Source organism: Winogradskyella sp. MIT101101, assembly GCF_047126865.1.
GTDB classification, from domain to species: domain Bacteria; phylum Bacteroidota; class Bacteroidia; order Flavobacteriales; family Flavobacteriaceae; genus Winogradskyella; species Winogradskyella ouciana.
Genome location: NZ_CP138982.1, coordinates 3,599,183 through 3,615,232, shown reverse-complemented (window position 1 = coordinate 3,615,232; position 16,050 = coordinate 3,599,183). Strand labels below are relative to the sequence as shown.

The window sequence follows — 16,050 nt, the reverse complement described above, 5'->3', positions numbered from 1 at the left end:
AATTGGTTTTAAATATAGCTGAATTTTATGGAAAAGTGAATTCAAATTGACTGAATTTAAAAACATCCTGTGGTATGTTTTATATCAAATTGGCTTTGCAAGAATCTTACAAAACAGATTTGTAGACAAAAACATTCTCACGTATCAGGTAGGCTTCTGTAGAACCCCTATCAATCATCACACCTAGAATGTACAAAAATGCATTGACCAAATCTTGTCTCTCTTTAATTATACCAATATGGTTAGCGAACAGTTTCTTAATCATCACTTTACCATCTTTGCCCAATAGGTCATCTTTAACAATGGGATTTTCTTTAATTAGCTTCTCTAATAGTAAAAGACCTTCTGGCAGAAACTTTTTCTCGCCAAAGGTTGAGAAAACAGCAAGTATTGCGGATAAATTTTTGATGCCGAAGTATTCTGCCATATTTAGATACTGGGTTTTGTAGCTTAAAAAGCCTTCCCAATCTTCCAATTCTTTTAGGAATCTGTTATTGAGTAATAATTTGTCGCTGAAATAATATTTCCCATTTTCCTTCAGCCTATCAAAAATATAATCCCACAACTGCCAGAATCGTGAGCCATATTTTTGAAGCTCTTCTGTGGTCTTGTCTCGTACTACATCATACATTATAGTGACACAAAAGTCTATTGTCCCCGATATGAATTTGTATAAGTCATTTATGTCATCTGAATTTACAACCGTATCTTTTAGAAACGTTGATATTAAAGCGTCTGTTGACCTTTTCCCATAATCGATATTTTCGCTGTAAAGCCATAATTCCCCCAAAAATAGTTGCATATCAGTTTGAGAAGTGTAATCAAAGTGTTGTCTTGTATTACGCCACGTATCGCCTTCAACTGTTTGATGTAGCTGAACATACTCATTTAAAAACTTGACAATATAATCTGCTTGTACCTTAGTGCAACTCTCCGTGGGTATCATTAGCATTGCTCTCACGAGAAAGTGTTTCTCGTGGGAATTGAAATCAATTGTACTGACCTCAATATCTTTTGGTGACTTCAAGCAAGCTGAAATAAATTCTTCAAAGGCTTTCTCGTACTGCGACACTTCGTCTTTTGTGGGTCTGTAAGGTCTTGGATTTTCTTTTTCAAATTTTGCGAAAGCGATGACCATTTTCTGCAAGTCACTTGCCATCTCTGGGCAATTTTCAGAAAATTCCTTTCTGAAGTATATTAAAAATTGTCTTAAATTGTAATCATCCAACGGACACAACACCAGTTTTCCGAGCAGTAACTTGTAATCCATTGAGTCTTCTGCGGAACTAGCGTATTTGACCAACAAATGAATAGAGTGCAGTATGGGTTTCTTCTCCAGCACACTATAATTCATACTCAAACTATAGTCCCGATTATATTTATCTTTCACCAAGGCATCAACGGCATTATACAATATATCAAAGCACCACGAAATTTGCGTTGGATTCAATTTATCAGCAAATAAATCCAGCCCAACTTTGGCAAGTGTCGCAGGCATATCGAACATTCCATTTTGAAAATCTGGTGCCGAATAGTTAGTATAGATTACCCGCCATTGCTTGAATGTTATCTCTTCTTTTTTATCTATTGTTTTTAACAGAAGATTGCTTTGACCTGCATCCAAGTGATTATCTTTAAAATCGGTTTCAATGGTTTTTAGAGTGTCTGCAATTTCATCAGGATAAGACGGCCTTAACTCAACGGTGCACGCTTCTTTGTTTAATTTACCAGTTTCGAGTTTACGCGCATCCATTTCGGTCACGGTTTTTATCCACAAATGGTCATCCTTGTAATCATTATAAAATTTATCGAAAATCTCGAATAATCCTTCGTTGAGCTCTCCAACATTGAACTGATATGAAATCATAAAAGCTCTAAGGCCTTGATGGTACTTCCTGCGATGTGGCAAGGTGTTAGAGTCCATTCTCACTTTTTGCGCGTGATATATCTTATTATCTTCTGGCGCCATACTATGATGTTCGCTTATTGCCCTTTGTAAATCCCATTCAAAGAACTGTCTTACCCCAAAAATTGGCAGTATAGCTTTGGTAAAAGATTTGGGATGCGCCATAAAAACACTAGCAATTATGGAAACTGGTGCTACATTGTTAGAAAGTTGAAGTATGTATTTGCAATGCTCTTCCAGCAGTTTTTTTACCATTTCACTTTCAACACTTGCAAGCTGTAATAGATACCGTTCCATTGACATCAATAAAGATTCGATGAGTGAATGTACTTGGGTACCCAAACCTCTATAAGCAATCCATAAATCCAAATCACCATAAATCACTCTTGTTTTACCATTATCAAAAAGCAAGGCTATTTTTTCCAGAGGTTCTTCCTGTCCATATTTTGATTGCACCAAGTAATCTACCGAGTAGTTTATAAAACCAACAACAAAAGAAAACGCTTCAATTGGTTTTGTTGCAAAAAGTGTGGTTACAAATGTCTTATAAATACCTGAGGGATAAAATTCAAACTTGGAATCTGCAATACCCCAAGACTCTTCTTTCTTTGGGCGTGATTCTGGTAAAAAACTGGATATTATTCTATGACCGTCTATTTTTACTTCTTTAACCTCTTCTTTAGGTTGCTCTTTCCAAGTCTTCTCCGCTAACACAATAAGTTGTTCTGGAAGCTCTTTGACTAAATTTTGGTTTCGTAAACCACCAAGGGCTATTTTAATTGCCGTATCATAAAACTGCTGTAAGCGCCAAGGGGTATCATTTTTAGAATTGGCTCTCTTTAAAAATGCTTCGATTTCTGATTTGGCGTAAGGTGCTAGTCCGAAAAGAAGATATACCAATTGCTCTATTGTGTATTTATCTCTGGACACTTTATTTAGCCAAAAATCATCACCAGCTTCTATTTGGTCGATAAACTGAAGGACTATACTTTTACAAGCATCAATCTCTTTTTCGGATAGATTACTAGAATCTAAAATGTATCTAAGTTCCCAATCCATTAGAAGCGAAAAAATGGATTCGCGCAGATTGGGTATTGAATCAAGGTTTTCTGATATAAATACTAGCAACTCTTTCCAGACATCACCAACAGGGAAAAGAATGGACTTATTTGACTCCGAGCCTTTACCATATTCTTTACAAGCTGTTCTGGTCAAAAGAATACACCTATTCAAAAAGGCCGCATTCTCGTTTAGCAAGTCAGATTTAAATTTTTGAAAAAATACTGATGCGTCTTTGGAACGAAACACGGCAACCAGAATTTCATCTACCCAATATCTCTCTATTTGTTTATTGGTGAAGGTATCGCGTACTATGGTAATAATTGAGTCCGGGTTTTCTATCAGATAGTCTTCCACCCATAGCCTGAATGCCCTTCGTAATGCAGGCTGGCCACCAATTTGAGAAAAGAAATCATCGACTGAAATTGCATCCGACCTTAGCTTTGAAATGTGTTTCACCAAAGCCCAATCCTCTAAAATATCGTGAGAAGGCGCAAATTGGTATTCATTTTTACTCTTATATAAAATATGGTCATCAAGTAACGCCTCAACAGCAGCTTCATCAATTCCATCATCAGGTTCAACAAACAATCGCATAAGTTGAGCTCGTTTCAATGCTATGTTTGAAAATGCTTTCCCACGTTTTCTTGCCATACCGCCGCCAATGACTGTTGATTTCTCAATGATATGGTTCCATAGTTTTGATTTAAACTCTATTATCGATAAATTTTCAACATCGAAGCCTTTCACATCAATTGTGCGTACCGCAAATTCCAAGTATTTAGGGCTTCTAAGAATCTCTTTAAGACCAGGATTATTGAAATACGACTCTAAATTTGGAAAGTGTTTTTTGGCTAAATCTAATTCCGCATCTGATAGCGGTTCTATTTCCACAATACCCGCTTTTGGAATATGGTACTTTTGAAGTACAAGCTTTACAGCATAGGCTCTTGAGGTCATAATAACTTTTACATCTTTGTAAGCCTTTATTTGTGTTAAAAATTGCTGAAAGGCATTTTCTGGATTTGCCTCTAGTAGTTTTTCTAAACTATCAATAACAATCAGCTTCTCTTTGAGATAACCTATTGAACTTACAATATCTGTAATCGAATCGTTCACCCCAAGTTTGGTGAAAACGTGCGGTAAGGCAATCTCATTAAATTGCTCTGCCTTGAAAACAAAGACCTCGGCATCATCATAAAATCTTTTTACATAGTCTTTAACCACAGCTGATTTGCCAGCACCTGCATCACCAGAAACTATAGTGAATTGATTTTTGACCGAGACCTCTGAAAGCTCTTCCAATTTTTCTGAACGGTCCAAGTGAAAATCTTCAATTGAACTGGTAAAGGGCTCAATGATGATATTACTATCTTCCCGAAGTTTTGATATGGATTGGTAAGTGCTATCAAAAACTGATAGATTGAAATATTTGTAAATTTCCAATCGTTTGATATCATCATAAGTAAGCGCACCACCATTTTGGTTGTATTTAGCAGCCAAGGCAAGTAGGTTGTTCCAAATTTCAAGCCCACTTAGGCTACAATCAGATTCTTTAGTAAGGGTAATTAAGTTTAATGAATTATTTAAGGCAGTACTCGTTTCAACACCAAAATCATAACCTTCAAGTGCCATACTTTTAAGGAACATCCAAATTTCTTTTTTTGAGACACTTTTAGTGTCATTAGCTTTTTTTAGCAGATTCTCAAAGATGTTAAGATGCTGCTTCTTAACTTCTATTCGTTCCACTTCCTTATAAAAATCATTTTCATCTTTGTGCGTGGATGCCCAATCTAGTAATACGACAATATGGTTCTTGTCATTATTGGTTAGATTAGATTTAACCAATAGTAATCTGTCCTTGCTTTTATTGAAAGTAGTATTATTGAAGTCTTTCCAAAAAGCTGTGATGACCTCATTAAAAACTTCATTATTTTCAGTCAATGCCACGTTATGCTTTATTTGACACAGAATCTTCTGTTGTTTACCAGACCCCAAATCAATTACTGCCATCAAGTCATCCGTAGCGTAACCCCTACTGGTGGTCTGAAAGGCAACTTCACTTATTTTACCATTTGTTACAAGAGGTACTTCAATCTGAAGTATCATTGCAAGCAAGTAAGCTGCCTGCACGTGATGCTCATAAGTGGCTCCACCACTCCCCATTGAAAATACACTCCCTGTTTTACTCATAATTCTATTGTATTTAGCTTGCTTTAAATGCTCCCGCCATTAAGTCCATTTCTGAATTTTTTATACCCAACCCCTTAGCAATCGTTTTCCAATCCTTAACCACAGTAAGAACCTCATTGATGATGGCATCCATTTCATCTTCGCTTAAACGGAAAAATTCCCCAACACTTTTAGCCAGTTCAAAATCCAAGGCATTATCATCCATATCTATCATCTTATCCTCATACTTTCAGATTTAAATAGATAACCAGTTAGATTGATTATTTGCTATGCCTTTAAAACAAGAATTTTATGAAATGATTCTCAATCTGAAACTTAAATATGGCAATACTAAATATATTTGTAAAACAATCTCTAATTTCAGTAAGCTAGGTACTGTATTATTTGAATTAGATATATTACATTATTCAACAAGCTTCAAAATAAAAAATAAATTTATATTTATGACGAATATTTGTTTTTATCCTCTTTTTTTTCAGATAGAATTTTAAATATGTAAATAGCTAATAACCCTGTGCCCAAAACAATTAAAGAATTAAAAAGAATATTATTCCTTTGTTTTAAAGATTCACATTCTATTTGAGATAATCTTAAATCTTCAGGGAAATTTTGCTTTATGTCTAATTCATAACAGTTTATGATCTTTTTTTCCATAATCTATCCTTTCAACTTTTTAATTTTAAATGTATTTTTATCAATTAAAGCGTATGCATGATCGTCTATACAGATCCAATTGATTCCATCTATCTTCATTCTATGAGTATTAAAGCCAAAATTTAAACCAGCACCTAATAAATAGTCGTGGGATCTTATCACTTCATTATGTGACCCCAAAGTAGTCCGCAATACCTTCCTATTGGAATTTAATATTCTCCTAGTCTTTTCCTTAGCTCGTCGTTCCTCAGCAGCTTTCAAATTATTAAACATGATTTGATTTTCTCTAGACGCAAATTTTTGATTACTTCTTTTTGGAACAAACTCCTCGCCTGTCAAAGGATCAATAGCCGTATTCTTTATATAATCTTCTTTCATATCTCTAATATTTTATATAATTCAATATTTATAATTTATTCAGATTTAAACTGATATAGGTTAATGCGACTGAACATATATTTAGCTAACTGAAATCCATATAAATTTTAAATTAATATGCTTAGTTAGGTACTGGTTAGGCTCTTCTTACATACTCCTTAGCTTCTTGATCTATGACAGACGGCTTACCGTCTTTAAGCCAATTCATAATATCCTTTCTAGAAAATGTCAATGGTCGACGTTTAGAAATGACTGGCATTTCGAATCGACATACTTTGGAATAAATCGTTGACTTTTTGTAGCCTGTGAGTTGCTGGACGTCGTCGACGAAAATGATATCGCTATTTAAATTTGATTTGCTCAAGATACCATCATTGTTGGCTAGTAGCTTTTTTGCTTCTTGAGCAAAAGCCTCCTTACTTAGGTCTATATATTCTCCGACAGTAAGTGAATATAGCGGTTTAGATAAATCGCTCATAATATTTTAGTTTTTAATTAATAATGAGCATTGCGCAATGCATTTAATGAAATTTCAACCCCGAAATAATGAAGAAATACTGGTTAAGACAACAATGATTCGTTAAGTGTCGAGTGAGTGTCGAGTACAAATATTAGATAGTATAAAGCGGGTCTTTATTCTTAATCAGCTTCTAATAAAATATTTTTCGTTAAGTGTCGAGTGCTAAATTTTTGTAAGTATAGATTCTAGCAATTTTTTTCGTGCTTCATCATCACCACTAGATTTACGAAGAACATTTTTGCCAAATTCCTGATTTTCTTTATTAAGGAAACACATATTTACTACAATCCATTTATCATGTTTATGATATTCGATTTTATTTGAACCCTCAGACAAATAATCCATAAACCATTTTAGGTCTTTATTGGTTCCAGTCCATACAATTCTTTTATTTTTTGGAATGATATTCCCTTCAAAAATTCTAATGAAATCCGTAAACAAAGTGTCTTCATGAATAAAGTTATTGACCTTTAAATGCTTTAATACTTTATTCAAAACATGACTGTTCTTTTGGAGATAGTCTGGGTTCGTGTTAAGTTGTCTTAATCTTAGAGAGCTATATTTACCTTTTAATTTTCGGTTTAAGCTATTTTTATCTTTAATCCATCTATCAATGGTTTCGGTAATTCTATCATTAAAAATTGTATCACTGGATTGCTTCATTTCTAGTTTTAAGAAATCAATAAACCTGACTAAATCTTTATTAAATGCTCTTTCCAGTTGGTACTCTAAAAAATTCTTTACTTCTATGAGTTTGGAATCGTACTGTCTCAGTTTCAAAGCAAACCAAAAATCGAAATCAGAACTTTCTTGGGTAATAATAATGTTCTGATCATACTGATAGCAAACTTGTTTATTGAAGAAAAAATTGTTGTTGTATCTACCTTTAAGGGTATTAGAAGATTTTCTATACTCATTTAAATTCCTTTCGTAATATGCCCTTGATTTAACATTATCTAAATCAACAGTAAAGCTTTCTTCTCCTTCTTTTATTATTACTTCTTCCGCTTTATTGATTATTTTCTTAGCTAAGTCATCCGAAGATTTATCACTTAAAAACTCATGTTGCTCATATTGCCATATATCAGCTATTTCAATTTCGTAATAATTGTGATTTGTTGCCATATTTACGAATTAATATCTGGAATTGCATTCGCAGCGTCCACCTTCTTCTGATTGATGATTTTAGCATAAACCTGGGTGGTTTTTAACTCCTTGTGGCCTAGCAATTTTGAAACGGTGTATATATCCGTGCCAAATGTGAGCTGTAAGGTAGCATAAGTATGGCGCGCACAGTGGAATGTGATGGTTTTACTAATTCCTGCTTTCATAACCCATTGTTGTAGTTTTAAGTTATTCCAAGCACTATACCTTAACCCTTTAAATACACGTTGCTCATCACCTTGTCTTTCATTTAACAATTTGTAAGCCTGTTCTGGTATTGGATGCGTTTGATAGCCATTGGTTTTCTTTTGTTTAAAGCGGATATAATGACCTTGTTCTTCAGAATATTGAACTTCCTTCCAAACCAATTTATGTACATCAGACCATCTTAGACCAGTGAGTGCACTAAACAAGAATGCCAGTTTCAGAATTGGGATTTCACATTCCGTATTGGCAACTTTTTTCAATTCATCTAAGGTTAAGAATTCTCGTTCAGATTCGCCCTGCTTAAACCCTTTTACCTGTTCAGCTGGGTTATATGAGATAATTCCTTCCCTTATTGCTTCCTTGATACATGCCTTTACCTTATTAAAATATGAATAACATGAATTTTGAGAGAGAGGTCGATTACTCTTTGTTTTTGCGGTATGCTTCAGGTAATACTTAAAATCTTCTAACCATTTGGAATCTACTTCCCGATACAATATTTAACCAACCCTGTATTCAATGGTACTACTGCATTTGGGCAACAAATAGCATACAAAAAACATATAAAAAGAGAAGATTAGCAACAACTATTAATAAATAGAGCAACAAATATAGCATAAAAAAAACCGCTCGATTAGAGCGGTTTCCAAATAAAAACACCAAGCATTAATTAGCTGTACCAGAGCCTAAATAAATACTGTTCGATACTTGACTACCATCAGCAGTAATAAAAGCCATAAATAGCTCTACTGTATCTCCTGCATAAGTTGTTGGGATTGAAACAATTTGAGAACCTACTGTTCTGTCCGCACCATCAAGTAAAGAAATAGATTCCTTTTTTGATGGATTATAAACCATCAACATTGCTTTGTCAGTAGTATTTGCGTTACCTTCGGCAGAGTTATCATCCCAACCAAAAGTTACTTCTCCAGCAGTTGCTAAATCAGACGTTGGGTTTAGCACACCAGATAAACCCCTCGACTTACTAAAGCGTTTGGATAGTCAACAACAAAGTTAGGTTCAGCACCTGTAATAGCATTATTCAATACATACGACATTGCAGCATTAAATTCTGTTTTCTTAACAGCTAACCCTTTATATCCTAACTTAATAAAAGGCTTTACAGCCTGTAAAAATTCTAAAGTGGCAGTAAACTTGGTTCTTTGGTTTACTTGACCAACAGTTCTTGGATTGGCTACACTTGAAGGTTTAATTCTAATGTAGTCAATTCCTTTCCAGCTTCCACCGATAACGTTTCCAACCTTACCTGAAAGCCCTCCTAAAATACCTTGAGCAATTTTACCCATAATTTCTAAATGATTTAAATGAAACAATTTTTTGTTTGGACTTAGTACGGACCTAACACGAAGTTGTACCTTCCGATGAAATATAAGGCAAGTATTATGCTCTTGTATGGATATGGATTTTGTTGCATTGTTTTGCATTCGTTTGCAATACAATCAAAAAAATGAATATTTTTTTTTCAAAAGATAAGGAAAAAAGATAGCAGAATCTTCAATGGTGCGGACATACTGTCAAGTTTTTTGGAAAAAATATTGCTTAAAGCACAGGCGTTGGGAAGTTTGCACCTAAATAATGGGCAAAAATTTTTTCAAAACCCGTAGGGCTTGAACTTTATAGTATGAATAGCGTGGGCTGAAGGAAACCAATTATTTTTGCAACCTTTTTTTATTTTACCTACGTTTAAACCTATTCCCTTCTAAATTATCAATAATGCCTTTTCTTTTGTAGTAAACTCTATTTCCAATTCGTAAAGGTTCGAGAATACCGTTTTTAGACCAATGATGAATAGTAGTAAGACTGACTTTTAAATAATCAGCAACTTCTAATCTTGTTAATAGCACATCATCATCTTTTTTTGCTATTTGTTTTAAGTAGTTTTTAATTTTAATCAATAGTTTTTCTGCTACTTTTTCAGTGAGTTTATCAACTGTTATTTCCTGAATTTGAATCGTTTTTGTTATCATAATGGTACTTTTTAATTCAAGATAATAATTAGTGTTCTAATTTTAAGCAGGTAATCTAGCCGAGCGAGCCGGCTGCGAGTTGAGCAAGGGTGTTGTGGTAATAGCACGTTGCAATTTTCTGCAAAAGTGCGTACCACAGCAACGGTTTACCGCAAGGGTGGCGCAGTTTTTTGATTTCTTATTATAGTCAGGTGGATTTTTATTGGTAATTCGAAATATTAAAGTTTAGGCAAGTGCAAGGATTGAAGGAAGCAATGGAAGGTTTGGGAATAGTTTTCATTTAAGGTTTACCGTGTTTTCTATGTAATAGTGATGTTGAGGAATTAAAGTATTTGAGGGAAGCTATTTTTTGATTGTAACTAAAGGTAAACCGTAATGTAAAAACTATTATGCTGTTGATGGAATTGCTGACTGAATGAGTTGCTCTTGTGTACTGCTTGCAAAATGGGATAATCCGCAGTATTCATTGAAGTTCAATTTATCTTATGATGCGAATATTTTAATTCAATAATCAAATATTGTTGATTTAACTGCGGTTATCTTATTTGCAAACTTGGGAAGTTCAAAAAATGTGACACCCGTAAACCTACATATTTAAACCTATTAACTATTAATTTATAGATACAATTCAATAAAAAATCAACATTCAAATTGAAGCAATAATTTATGTAGGTTTTGCCCGAAGCGACCCGCAGGCTCGCATAACATTAAGCAGCGATTGTACCCAATAAAAAAACTCGCGTAGCGAAACCTTATTGGGTTTGGGTACAAAAGTAGCTGCGGGTGAGGAAGAAGTGAATGTGTGAAATAAAACAAATAAATAGTGCCAACGAGGACGTGTCGCCGCAGTAGTGCTATTTATGGTATATGCAAGCCCTTTGTATTTGAAATTTGTATAGATAGTGAAATTGCTTCATTGCGTTCGCAATGACATTTATACAACTAATTGGCTTGCAGAGATATTTTATGGAACTAAATGGAACGACTGACGAACACCTTATTACCTGCCAATTTTAACGTTGCCTAACAAAGTTTTCTGTTCTTCCCAACCGTTTTTAAACATCTGTTGGCGCATATTTTTCGCTAAGATATGCAATAGCCTCAGCTTCTTCAGTAGGTTCAACATCTTGTCGTTGCAGATTTTCGATAATTTGAATTTATAAAATATCATTATTATCGTATTCTCTTACAATACTCGGAATTGTTTTCTTTTTCGCTAATTTACTTGCGTGACACCTGCGTTCCCCCATTTTGATGATGTGATTTTTTCCAGATTATCGGACTGTAATAGGTTGTAGAATCCCATGCTTTTCGATGCTTTCAGACAGTTGCATGAGAGCTTCCTCATTAAAGGATTTTCTTGGTTGCATTGGGTCTGGGATAATGTTTATGATACTTAGCTCTTGAACTTGAAGTCCGATTGCTTTTTGTGTCAATTTTTACTTGACATCATTTTTAACATTGGCTGTAGCCTTTCCGTTTTTACTTGCAGTACTTACTTTTGTTGTCATAATACTCAAATTTTAGATTAAACAATATTAATATATATAACCCTCTATTAAGTGGATGCTTTTTCAAAGTTTTATACTAGAAATGTAGCTTTTATGGGTATGTTTAAAAATGTACTGAATAAATTTTAATTAAAAAATTGTGCTCTTTGTTTTTGAAGTGAAAAGTTCTAAAAACTTCATTCCTCTATAAGAATTTACTTTCTCATTTAACTTTGGGCTCCAAACAGCGATGCTCTAATGCGCGGGTAATACAGCTACTATACCACCATCAACATAACTCTTACCTGGTAGCCCAACTTTATAAGCAAACTCATGTACTTAGTATTGACTTTTAAAGCAAAAAGAATTTATAAATCCCTGCCACTCAATACCAGCCATTTCTTTGAAAAAAAATATTTATCTTTCCACAACATTTAAACACTTCTTTTTTATTTTGATTATAAAATTATTCTCTGCGATTCTCGTTTCAATGCTACATGATACTCATCACCATGATATAAGTCTTCCAATTATTGCAGGAACACTAGCCTCAATACTACATGTTATCTCTGGTCCTGACCATTTGGCTGCTGTTACACCATTAGTTATAGAAACCAAAAGGAAAGCATGGAAAATAGGCTTATTTTGGGGAATTGGACATTTATTAGGAATGCTTTTAATAGGTGTTTTATTTCTTGTGTTTAAAGATGTTATTCCTGTTGAAACTATATCAGAATATAGCGAGCAATTAGTTGCAATTGTTTTAATTGGTGTTGGACTTTGGGCGTTTTATCGCATTTTTAATGAAAAGAAAAAACACAAACATCCGCATGTTCATTCTGAAAAAGAAACTTATGCCCATATACATGAGCATGAACATAACCATGAAGAAGGCCATGAACATACTCATGATAAAATTGTAAAACAAAATATTTTATCTTCTTTAGGAATAGGATTCTTACATGGCTTAGCAGGCGTAGCTCATTTCTTATTGTTATTACCTGTATTGGGCTTTGAACATAATTCTGATGGTGTACAGTATATAATCGGTTTTGCAATAGGAACTGTAATAGCAATGTCTGTTTACGCTCTAATACTTGGTAAGTTGACATCTTATTCCAAACATCAGCATAACGACAATTTCTTTAAAGGTATTCGTTTCGCAGGTGGCTTATTTGCAATTATAATTGGTTTTTACTGGCTTTATCTAAGTATGTAAGTCGCAAATCACCAAGCGATGATTTCCTGTATCTGCTATAAATAACGTATCTCCTTCAGTAGTTATTGAAAATGGCCAATAAATAGCACTTTTTGTTCCGTGCATATTGCCTTTAAACTCGCTACTTGTTTTAAAATCTTCTCTTCCAATCAATGTTTCCGCTGAAGCGTTATTATTACTAGGGATTTCATTAAACTTTAAAATTCGGCTATTGCCTGTATCATTTACTAAAATTCCATCTTTATAAAAACAAGCATCATACGTCCAATTTAGCGTGTTTGCTTCTGGTGCAAGCCTGAATTGATTCTGTCCACAGGCATCAAAATTATCCTGACCAATAATAATATCAGCAGATTTTGAAAATGCATCGTCTTTATTGTTCCAAACAAGCACTCGATAGAATTGCGTGTCTGCAACAGCCATTTGACCTTTGCTATTTATTTTGACTGAATAAGGCCAAATTGGCTCATCATTATTATAATCTCGTGTTGTAAAAGTGGGCTTTCCAATAACTTTATCTGCTGAAGAATAATTCTTTTTTGGAATAGAGTTGTAAAATAGTATGCGTCTATTACCCGTATCTGCAATCCAAAGACTTTTGCCGTCCGAAAACAATCCATAAGGCCAATTAAGTGTTTGTGTTGTGGGGTCGTTTCCTATACCCTTTACATTGGGTAAGTTTGTATCAAAATCTGGTTGCCCTAAAACAACATCTGCAGGTTGTGCATTTTCTGTAGGAATAGAATGCCAAATAAGCACTCTATGATTCCAAGCGTCTGCGACAATTAACTTTTCACCATCACTCCATATTCCAGAAGGATATTGTAATGTAGTAGCCGAAACATCACCACCAGAGTTCCTTCCGCTATCCGAAACTTCTAATTGTCCTAAAACAACGTCAGGCTCTTGAAATTCCGAAGTCGGAATTGTATTCCAAATAAAAACACGATTCTGTCCTGTGTCTGACACGAAAAGTTTGTTTTTCGCTACAAAAACGCCTCTTGGTGCTAAAAATGGTTTTTGTTTTGAGCCTCTAAATAATCGCCCATTAGCGACTTGGGTTCCTAGTGTTTTAAAATCCATAGACTAACAGATTCTTGGTAATTGTTCTCCAGGCAACATACTAACAACACGTTTTCCGCCTATAGCACTTTCCATAATCACTTGTTTTGGGTGTTCTTCAACAACAGTTCCTATAATTTTTGCCTGTTTACCGTTATCATCTTTATGTAATGTTTCCAAAAATTGGTCTGCAATAGACGCATCCACAAAACTTAAAAACAAACCTTCATTAGCCACATACAAAGGGTCTAAACCTAGTAATTCGCAAGCACTTGCGACTTGGCTATCTATTGGTAAATCGCGTTGAGCGATGTCTATCCCAAAATTTGATGACAACGCAATTTCTTTTAAAACAGTTGCTACACCACCACGAGTTGGGTCTGTTAGTAGATGAATATCGTTTCCAAATTGTTCTATTAAATTGATTATGGTGTGATTTAAATTCATCGTATCACTTTCAATAGTTGAGTCAAATTCTAAACCTTCACGTACAGACATAATTGCCATTCCATGTGTTGCGATGTTACCACTAACAATTATTTTATCTCCTATTTTTATATTGTCTTCACTAATATTTGCTTTAGGATGAATGCTTCCAACACCAGATGTATTCACGAATATTTTATCTCCTTTTCCTTTTTCAACAACTTTAGTATCTCCAGTAACAACTTTTACTCCTGCTTTTTTGCAAGCATACTTAATAGCAACTAAAATTTCCCAAAATTCAGTCATTTTTAGTCCTTCTTCAATAATAAAGCTTAATGACAAATATTTAGGAACTGCTCCGCACATCGCTAAATCGTTAACGGTTCCGTTAACTGCCAATTCGCCAATATTTCCTCCTGGAAAAAAGATAGGTGAGACTAAAAAACTATCTGTAGAAAATGCCATTTTACCATTCATTTCTAAAAAAGCACCATCATGCCTTTTATCAAGAATATCATTACTTAGCAAATCGAAAACGCCAGTATCCAGTAGTTTATTTGTTAATGTGCCTCCACTACCATGACCAAGTGTTATAACATCAAAGTCTAACTTTGGCATTGGGCATTGCAATTGCATTCGTAATTTTTTTGAATCCGACATTTAAGGGTATTTGATTAAGAATTAAGCTTCGATTAAACCAGAGAAATGATAATAAGCTGCACAAGCACCTTCACTACTTACCATTGGTGCTCCAAGTGGAAATGATGGTTTGCACTTTTTACCAAATTGAGCACACTCAAAAGGTTTTTTAATCCCTTTCATGATCTGACCAGAAATACAATCTGGATGTTCTGGCGCTTCTTCAATAGTTATGCTAAACTTTGTATTGGCATCAAAATCTGAATATTCTTCTTTTACAGCATAGCCACTTTCAGGAATTTCGCCAATGCCTCGCCATATTTGATTTTTAATTTCAAAGACTTCAAAAATCATTTTCTGAGCTTCAGTATTACCTTCTTCTCTAACAATTCTTGAATATTGATTTTCAACTTCAGCTTTATTAGCTTCTAATTGACGTAGCACCATCAAAATACCTTGTAACACATCTAAAGGTTCAAAACCAGTAACTACAATTGGCACTTCGTGTTCTTCAGACAAAGGATAATATTCTGAATTTCCCATAATAGTACATACATGACCTGCTGCTAAAAAACCATCAATTTTACTTTCATCATCATCAATAACTGCTTTTATAGCAGGTGGCACTAAAACATGAGACGCTAAAATAGAGTAGTTTTTTAAATTTCTTCTTTGTGCATGAATCACTGATAGTGCATTTGCTGGTGCAGTAGTTTCAAAACCTACAGCAAAGAATACAACCTCACGGTCTGGGTTGTCTTCAGCTATTTTAACAGCCTCTAAAGGCGAATATAAAATACGAATATCTGCGCCTTTTGCTTTAGCCTCTAGCAAATTAATTTTTGAACCAGGTACGCGAAGCATATCGCCAAATGAGCATAAAATCACGTTTTCATTTAATGCTAAATGTATGGCTTTGTCTATTAAATTTAAAGGTGTGACACAAACTGGGCAACCTGGACCATGAATCATAGTTACCTCTTTTGGCAACATATCTATAATTCCGTTTTTCACTAAACTATGTGTTTGTCCACCACATACTTCCATGATAGACCAAGGTTGTGTAACGGTTTTCTTTATTTCTTCGAGATACTCCTTTGCTAATTCAGGATCTCGATATTCGTTCATATACTTCATAGTAGCAA

At 34.3% G+C, this 16,050-nt stretch carries 13 protein-coding genes and 2 pseudogenes; 1 reads left to right on the top strand and 14 read right to left on the bottom strand.

All coding sequences use genetic code 11. The features are described from left to right. Nucleotides 1-106 precede the first annotated feature (106 nt). The 11 genes and pseudogenes from SIB89_RS16270 to SIB89_RS16220 all read right to left on the bottom strand — a co-directional run. Nucleotides 107-5,158 (bottom strand): hypothetical protein, encoded by a 5,052-nt coding sequence (locus SIB89_RS16270; RefSeq protein ID WP_412560615.1) that lies wholly within the window; start codon nt 5,156-5,158, stop codon nt 107-109. A 13-nt stretch (nt 5,159-5,171) separates the two neighbouring features. After that, nucleotides 5,172-5,363, bottom strand: a complete 192-nt coding sequence (locus tag SIB89_RS16265; protein ID WP_412560614.1) for a hypothetical protein — start codon at nt 5,361-5,363, stop codon at nt 5,172-5,174. 452 nt (nt 5,364-5,815) lie between these two features. After that, the gene (locus tag SIB89_RS16260; RefSeq protein ID WP_412560613.1) at nt 5,816-6,190 is read right to left on the bottom strand and encodes a hypothetical protein; all 375 of its coding nucleotides are present in this window, start codon (nt 6,188-6,190) and stop codon (nt 5,816-5,818) included. Between the two features lie 136 nt (nt 6,191-6,326). After that, nucleotides 6,327-6,668, bottom strand: a complete 342-nt coding sequence (locus SIB89_RS16255; protein ID WP_412560612.1) for a helix-turn-helix transcriptional regulator — start codon at nt 6,666-6,668, stop codon at nt 6,327-6,329. Between the two features lie 204 nt (nt 6,669-6,872). After that, nucleotides 6,873-7,835, bottom strand: coding sequence for a hypothetical protein (locus SIB89_RS16250; protein WP_412560611.1), 963 nt, complete (start codon nt 7,833-7,835; stop codon nt 6,873-6,875). Nucleotides 7,836-7,837: 2 nt separating this feature from the next. Continuing rightward, the gene (locus SIB89_RS16245) at nt 7,838-8,578 is read right to left on the bottom strand and encodes a site-specific integrase (protein WP_412560610.1); all 741 of its coding nucleotides are present in this window, start codon (nt 8,576-8,578) and stop codon (nt 7,838-7,840) included. Nucleotides 8,579-8,747: 169 nt separating this feature from the next. Continuing rightward, nucleotides 8,748-9,044, bottom strand: coding sequence for a DUF6266 family protein (locus SIB89_RS16240; protein ID WP_412560609.1), 297 nt, complete (start codon nt 9,042-9,044; stop codon nt 8,748-8,750). Beyond that, a complete protein-coding gene (locus SIB89_RS16235; RefSeq protein WP_412560608.1) occupies nt 9,038-9,526 on the bottom strand; it encodes a DUF6266 family protein in 489 nt (162 codons plus the stop codon). The genes SIB89_RS16240 and SIB89_RS16235 overlap by 7 nt, the downstream gene beginning before the upstream one ends. Nucleotides 9,527-9,775: 249 nt before the next feature. Then, nucleotides 9,776-10,069, bottom strand: a complete 294-nt coding sequence (locus SIB89_RS16230; protein WP_412560607.1) for a helix-turn-helix domain-containing protein — start codon at nt 10,067-10,069, stop codon at nt 9,776-9,778. Nucleotides 10,070-11,226: 1,157 nt separating this feature from the next. Beyond that, nucleotides 11,227-11,505, bottom strand: a pseudogene (locus SIB89_RS16225) (ParB/RepB/Spo0J family partition protein). Nucleotides 11,506-11,709: 204 nt separating this feature from the next. Then, nucleotides 11,710-11,892 (bottom strand): annotated as a pseudogene (locus SIB89_RS16220) (glutaminase); the annotation flags it as partial. A gap of 70 nt (nt 11,893-11,962) precedes the next feature. Here SIB89_RS16220 and SIB89_RS16215 point away from each other — a divergent pair. After that, a complete protein-coding gene (locus SIB89_RS16215) occupies nt 11,963-12,778 on the top strand; it encodes a sulfite exporter TauE/SafE family protein (RefSeq protein WP_412560606.1) in 816 nt (271 codons plus the stop codon). On the opposite strand, the gene SIB89_RS16210 is transcribed toward SIB89_RS16215, so the two are convergent. Genes SIB89_RS16210 through hypD form a run of 3 tightly spaced genes read right to left on the bottom strand, consistent with a single transcriptional unit; the run spans nt 12,767 to nt 16,042 of the window. Then, on the bottom strand, nt 12,767-13,861 hold the full coding sequence (locus SIB89_RS16210; protein ID WP_412560605.1) for a hypothetical protein: 1,095 nt from the start codon (nt 13,859-13,861) through the stop codon (nt 12,767-12,769). The genes SIB89_RS16215 and SIB89_RS16210 overlap by 12 nt on opposite strands. 3 nt (nt 13,862-13,864) lie before the next feature. Continuing rightward, the gene (gene hypE, locus SIB89_RS16205; RefSeq protein WP_412560604.1) at nt 13,865-14,926 is read right to left on the bottom strand and encodes a hydrogenase expression/formation protein HypE; all 1,062 of its coding nucleotides are present in this window, start codon (nt 14,924-14,926) and stop codon (nt 13,865-13,867) included. Between the two features lie 21 nt (nt 14,927-14,947). Next, the gene (gene hypD, locus SIB89_RS16200; RefSeq protein ID WP_412560603.1) at nt 14,948-16,042 is read right to left on the bottom strand and encodes a hydrogenase formation protein HypD; all 1,095 of its coding nucleotides are present in this window, start codon (nt 16,040-16,042) and stop codon (nt 14,948-14,950) included. Nucleotides 16,043-16,050: the final 8 nt, after the last annotated feature.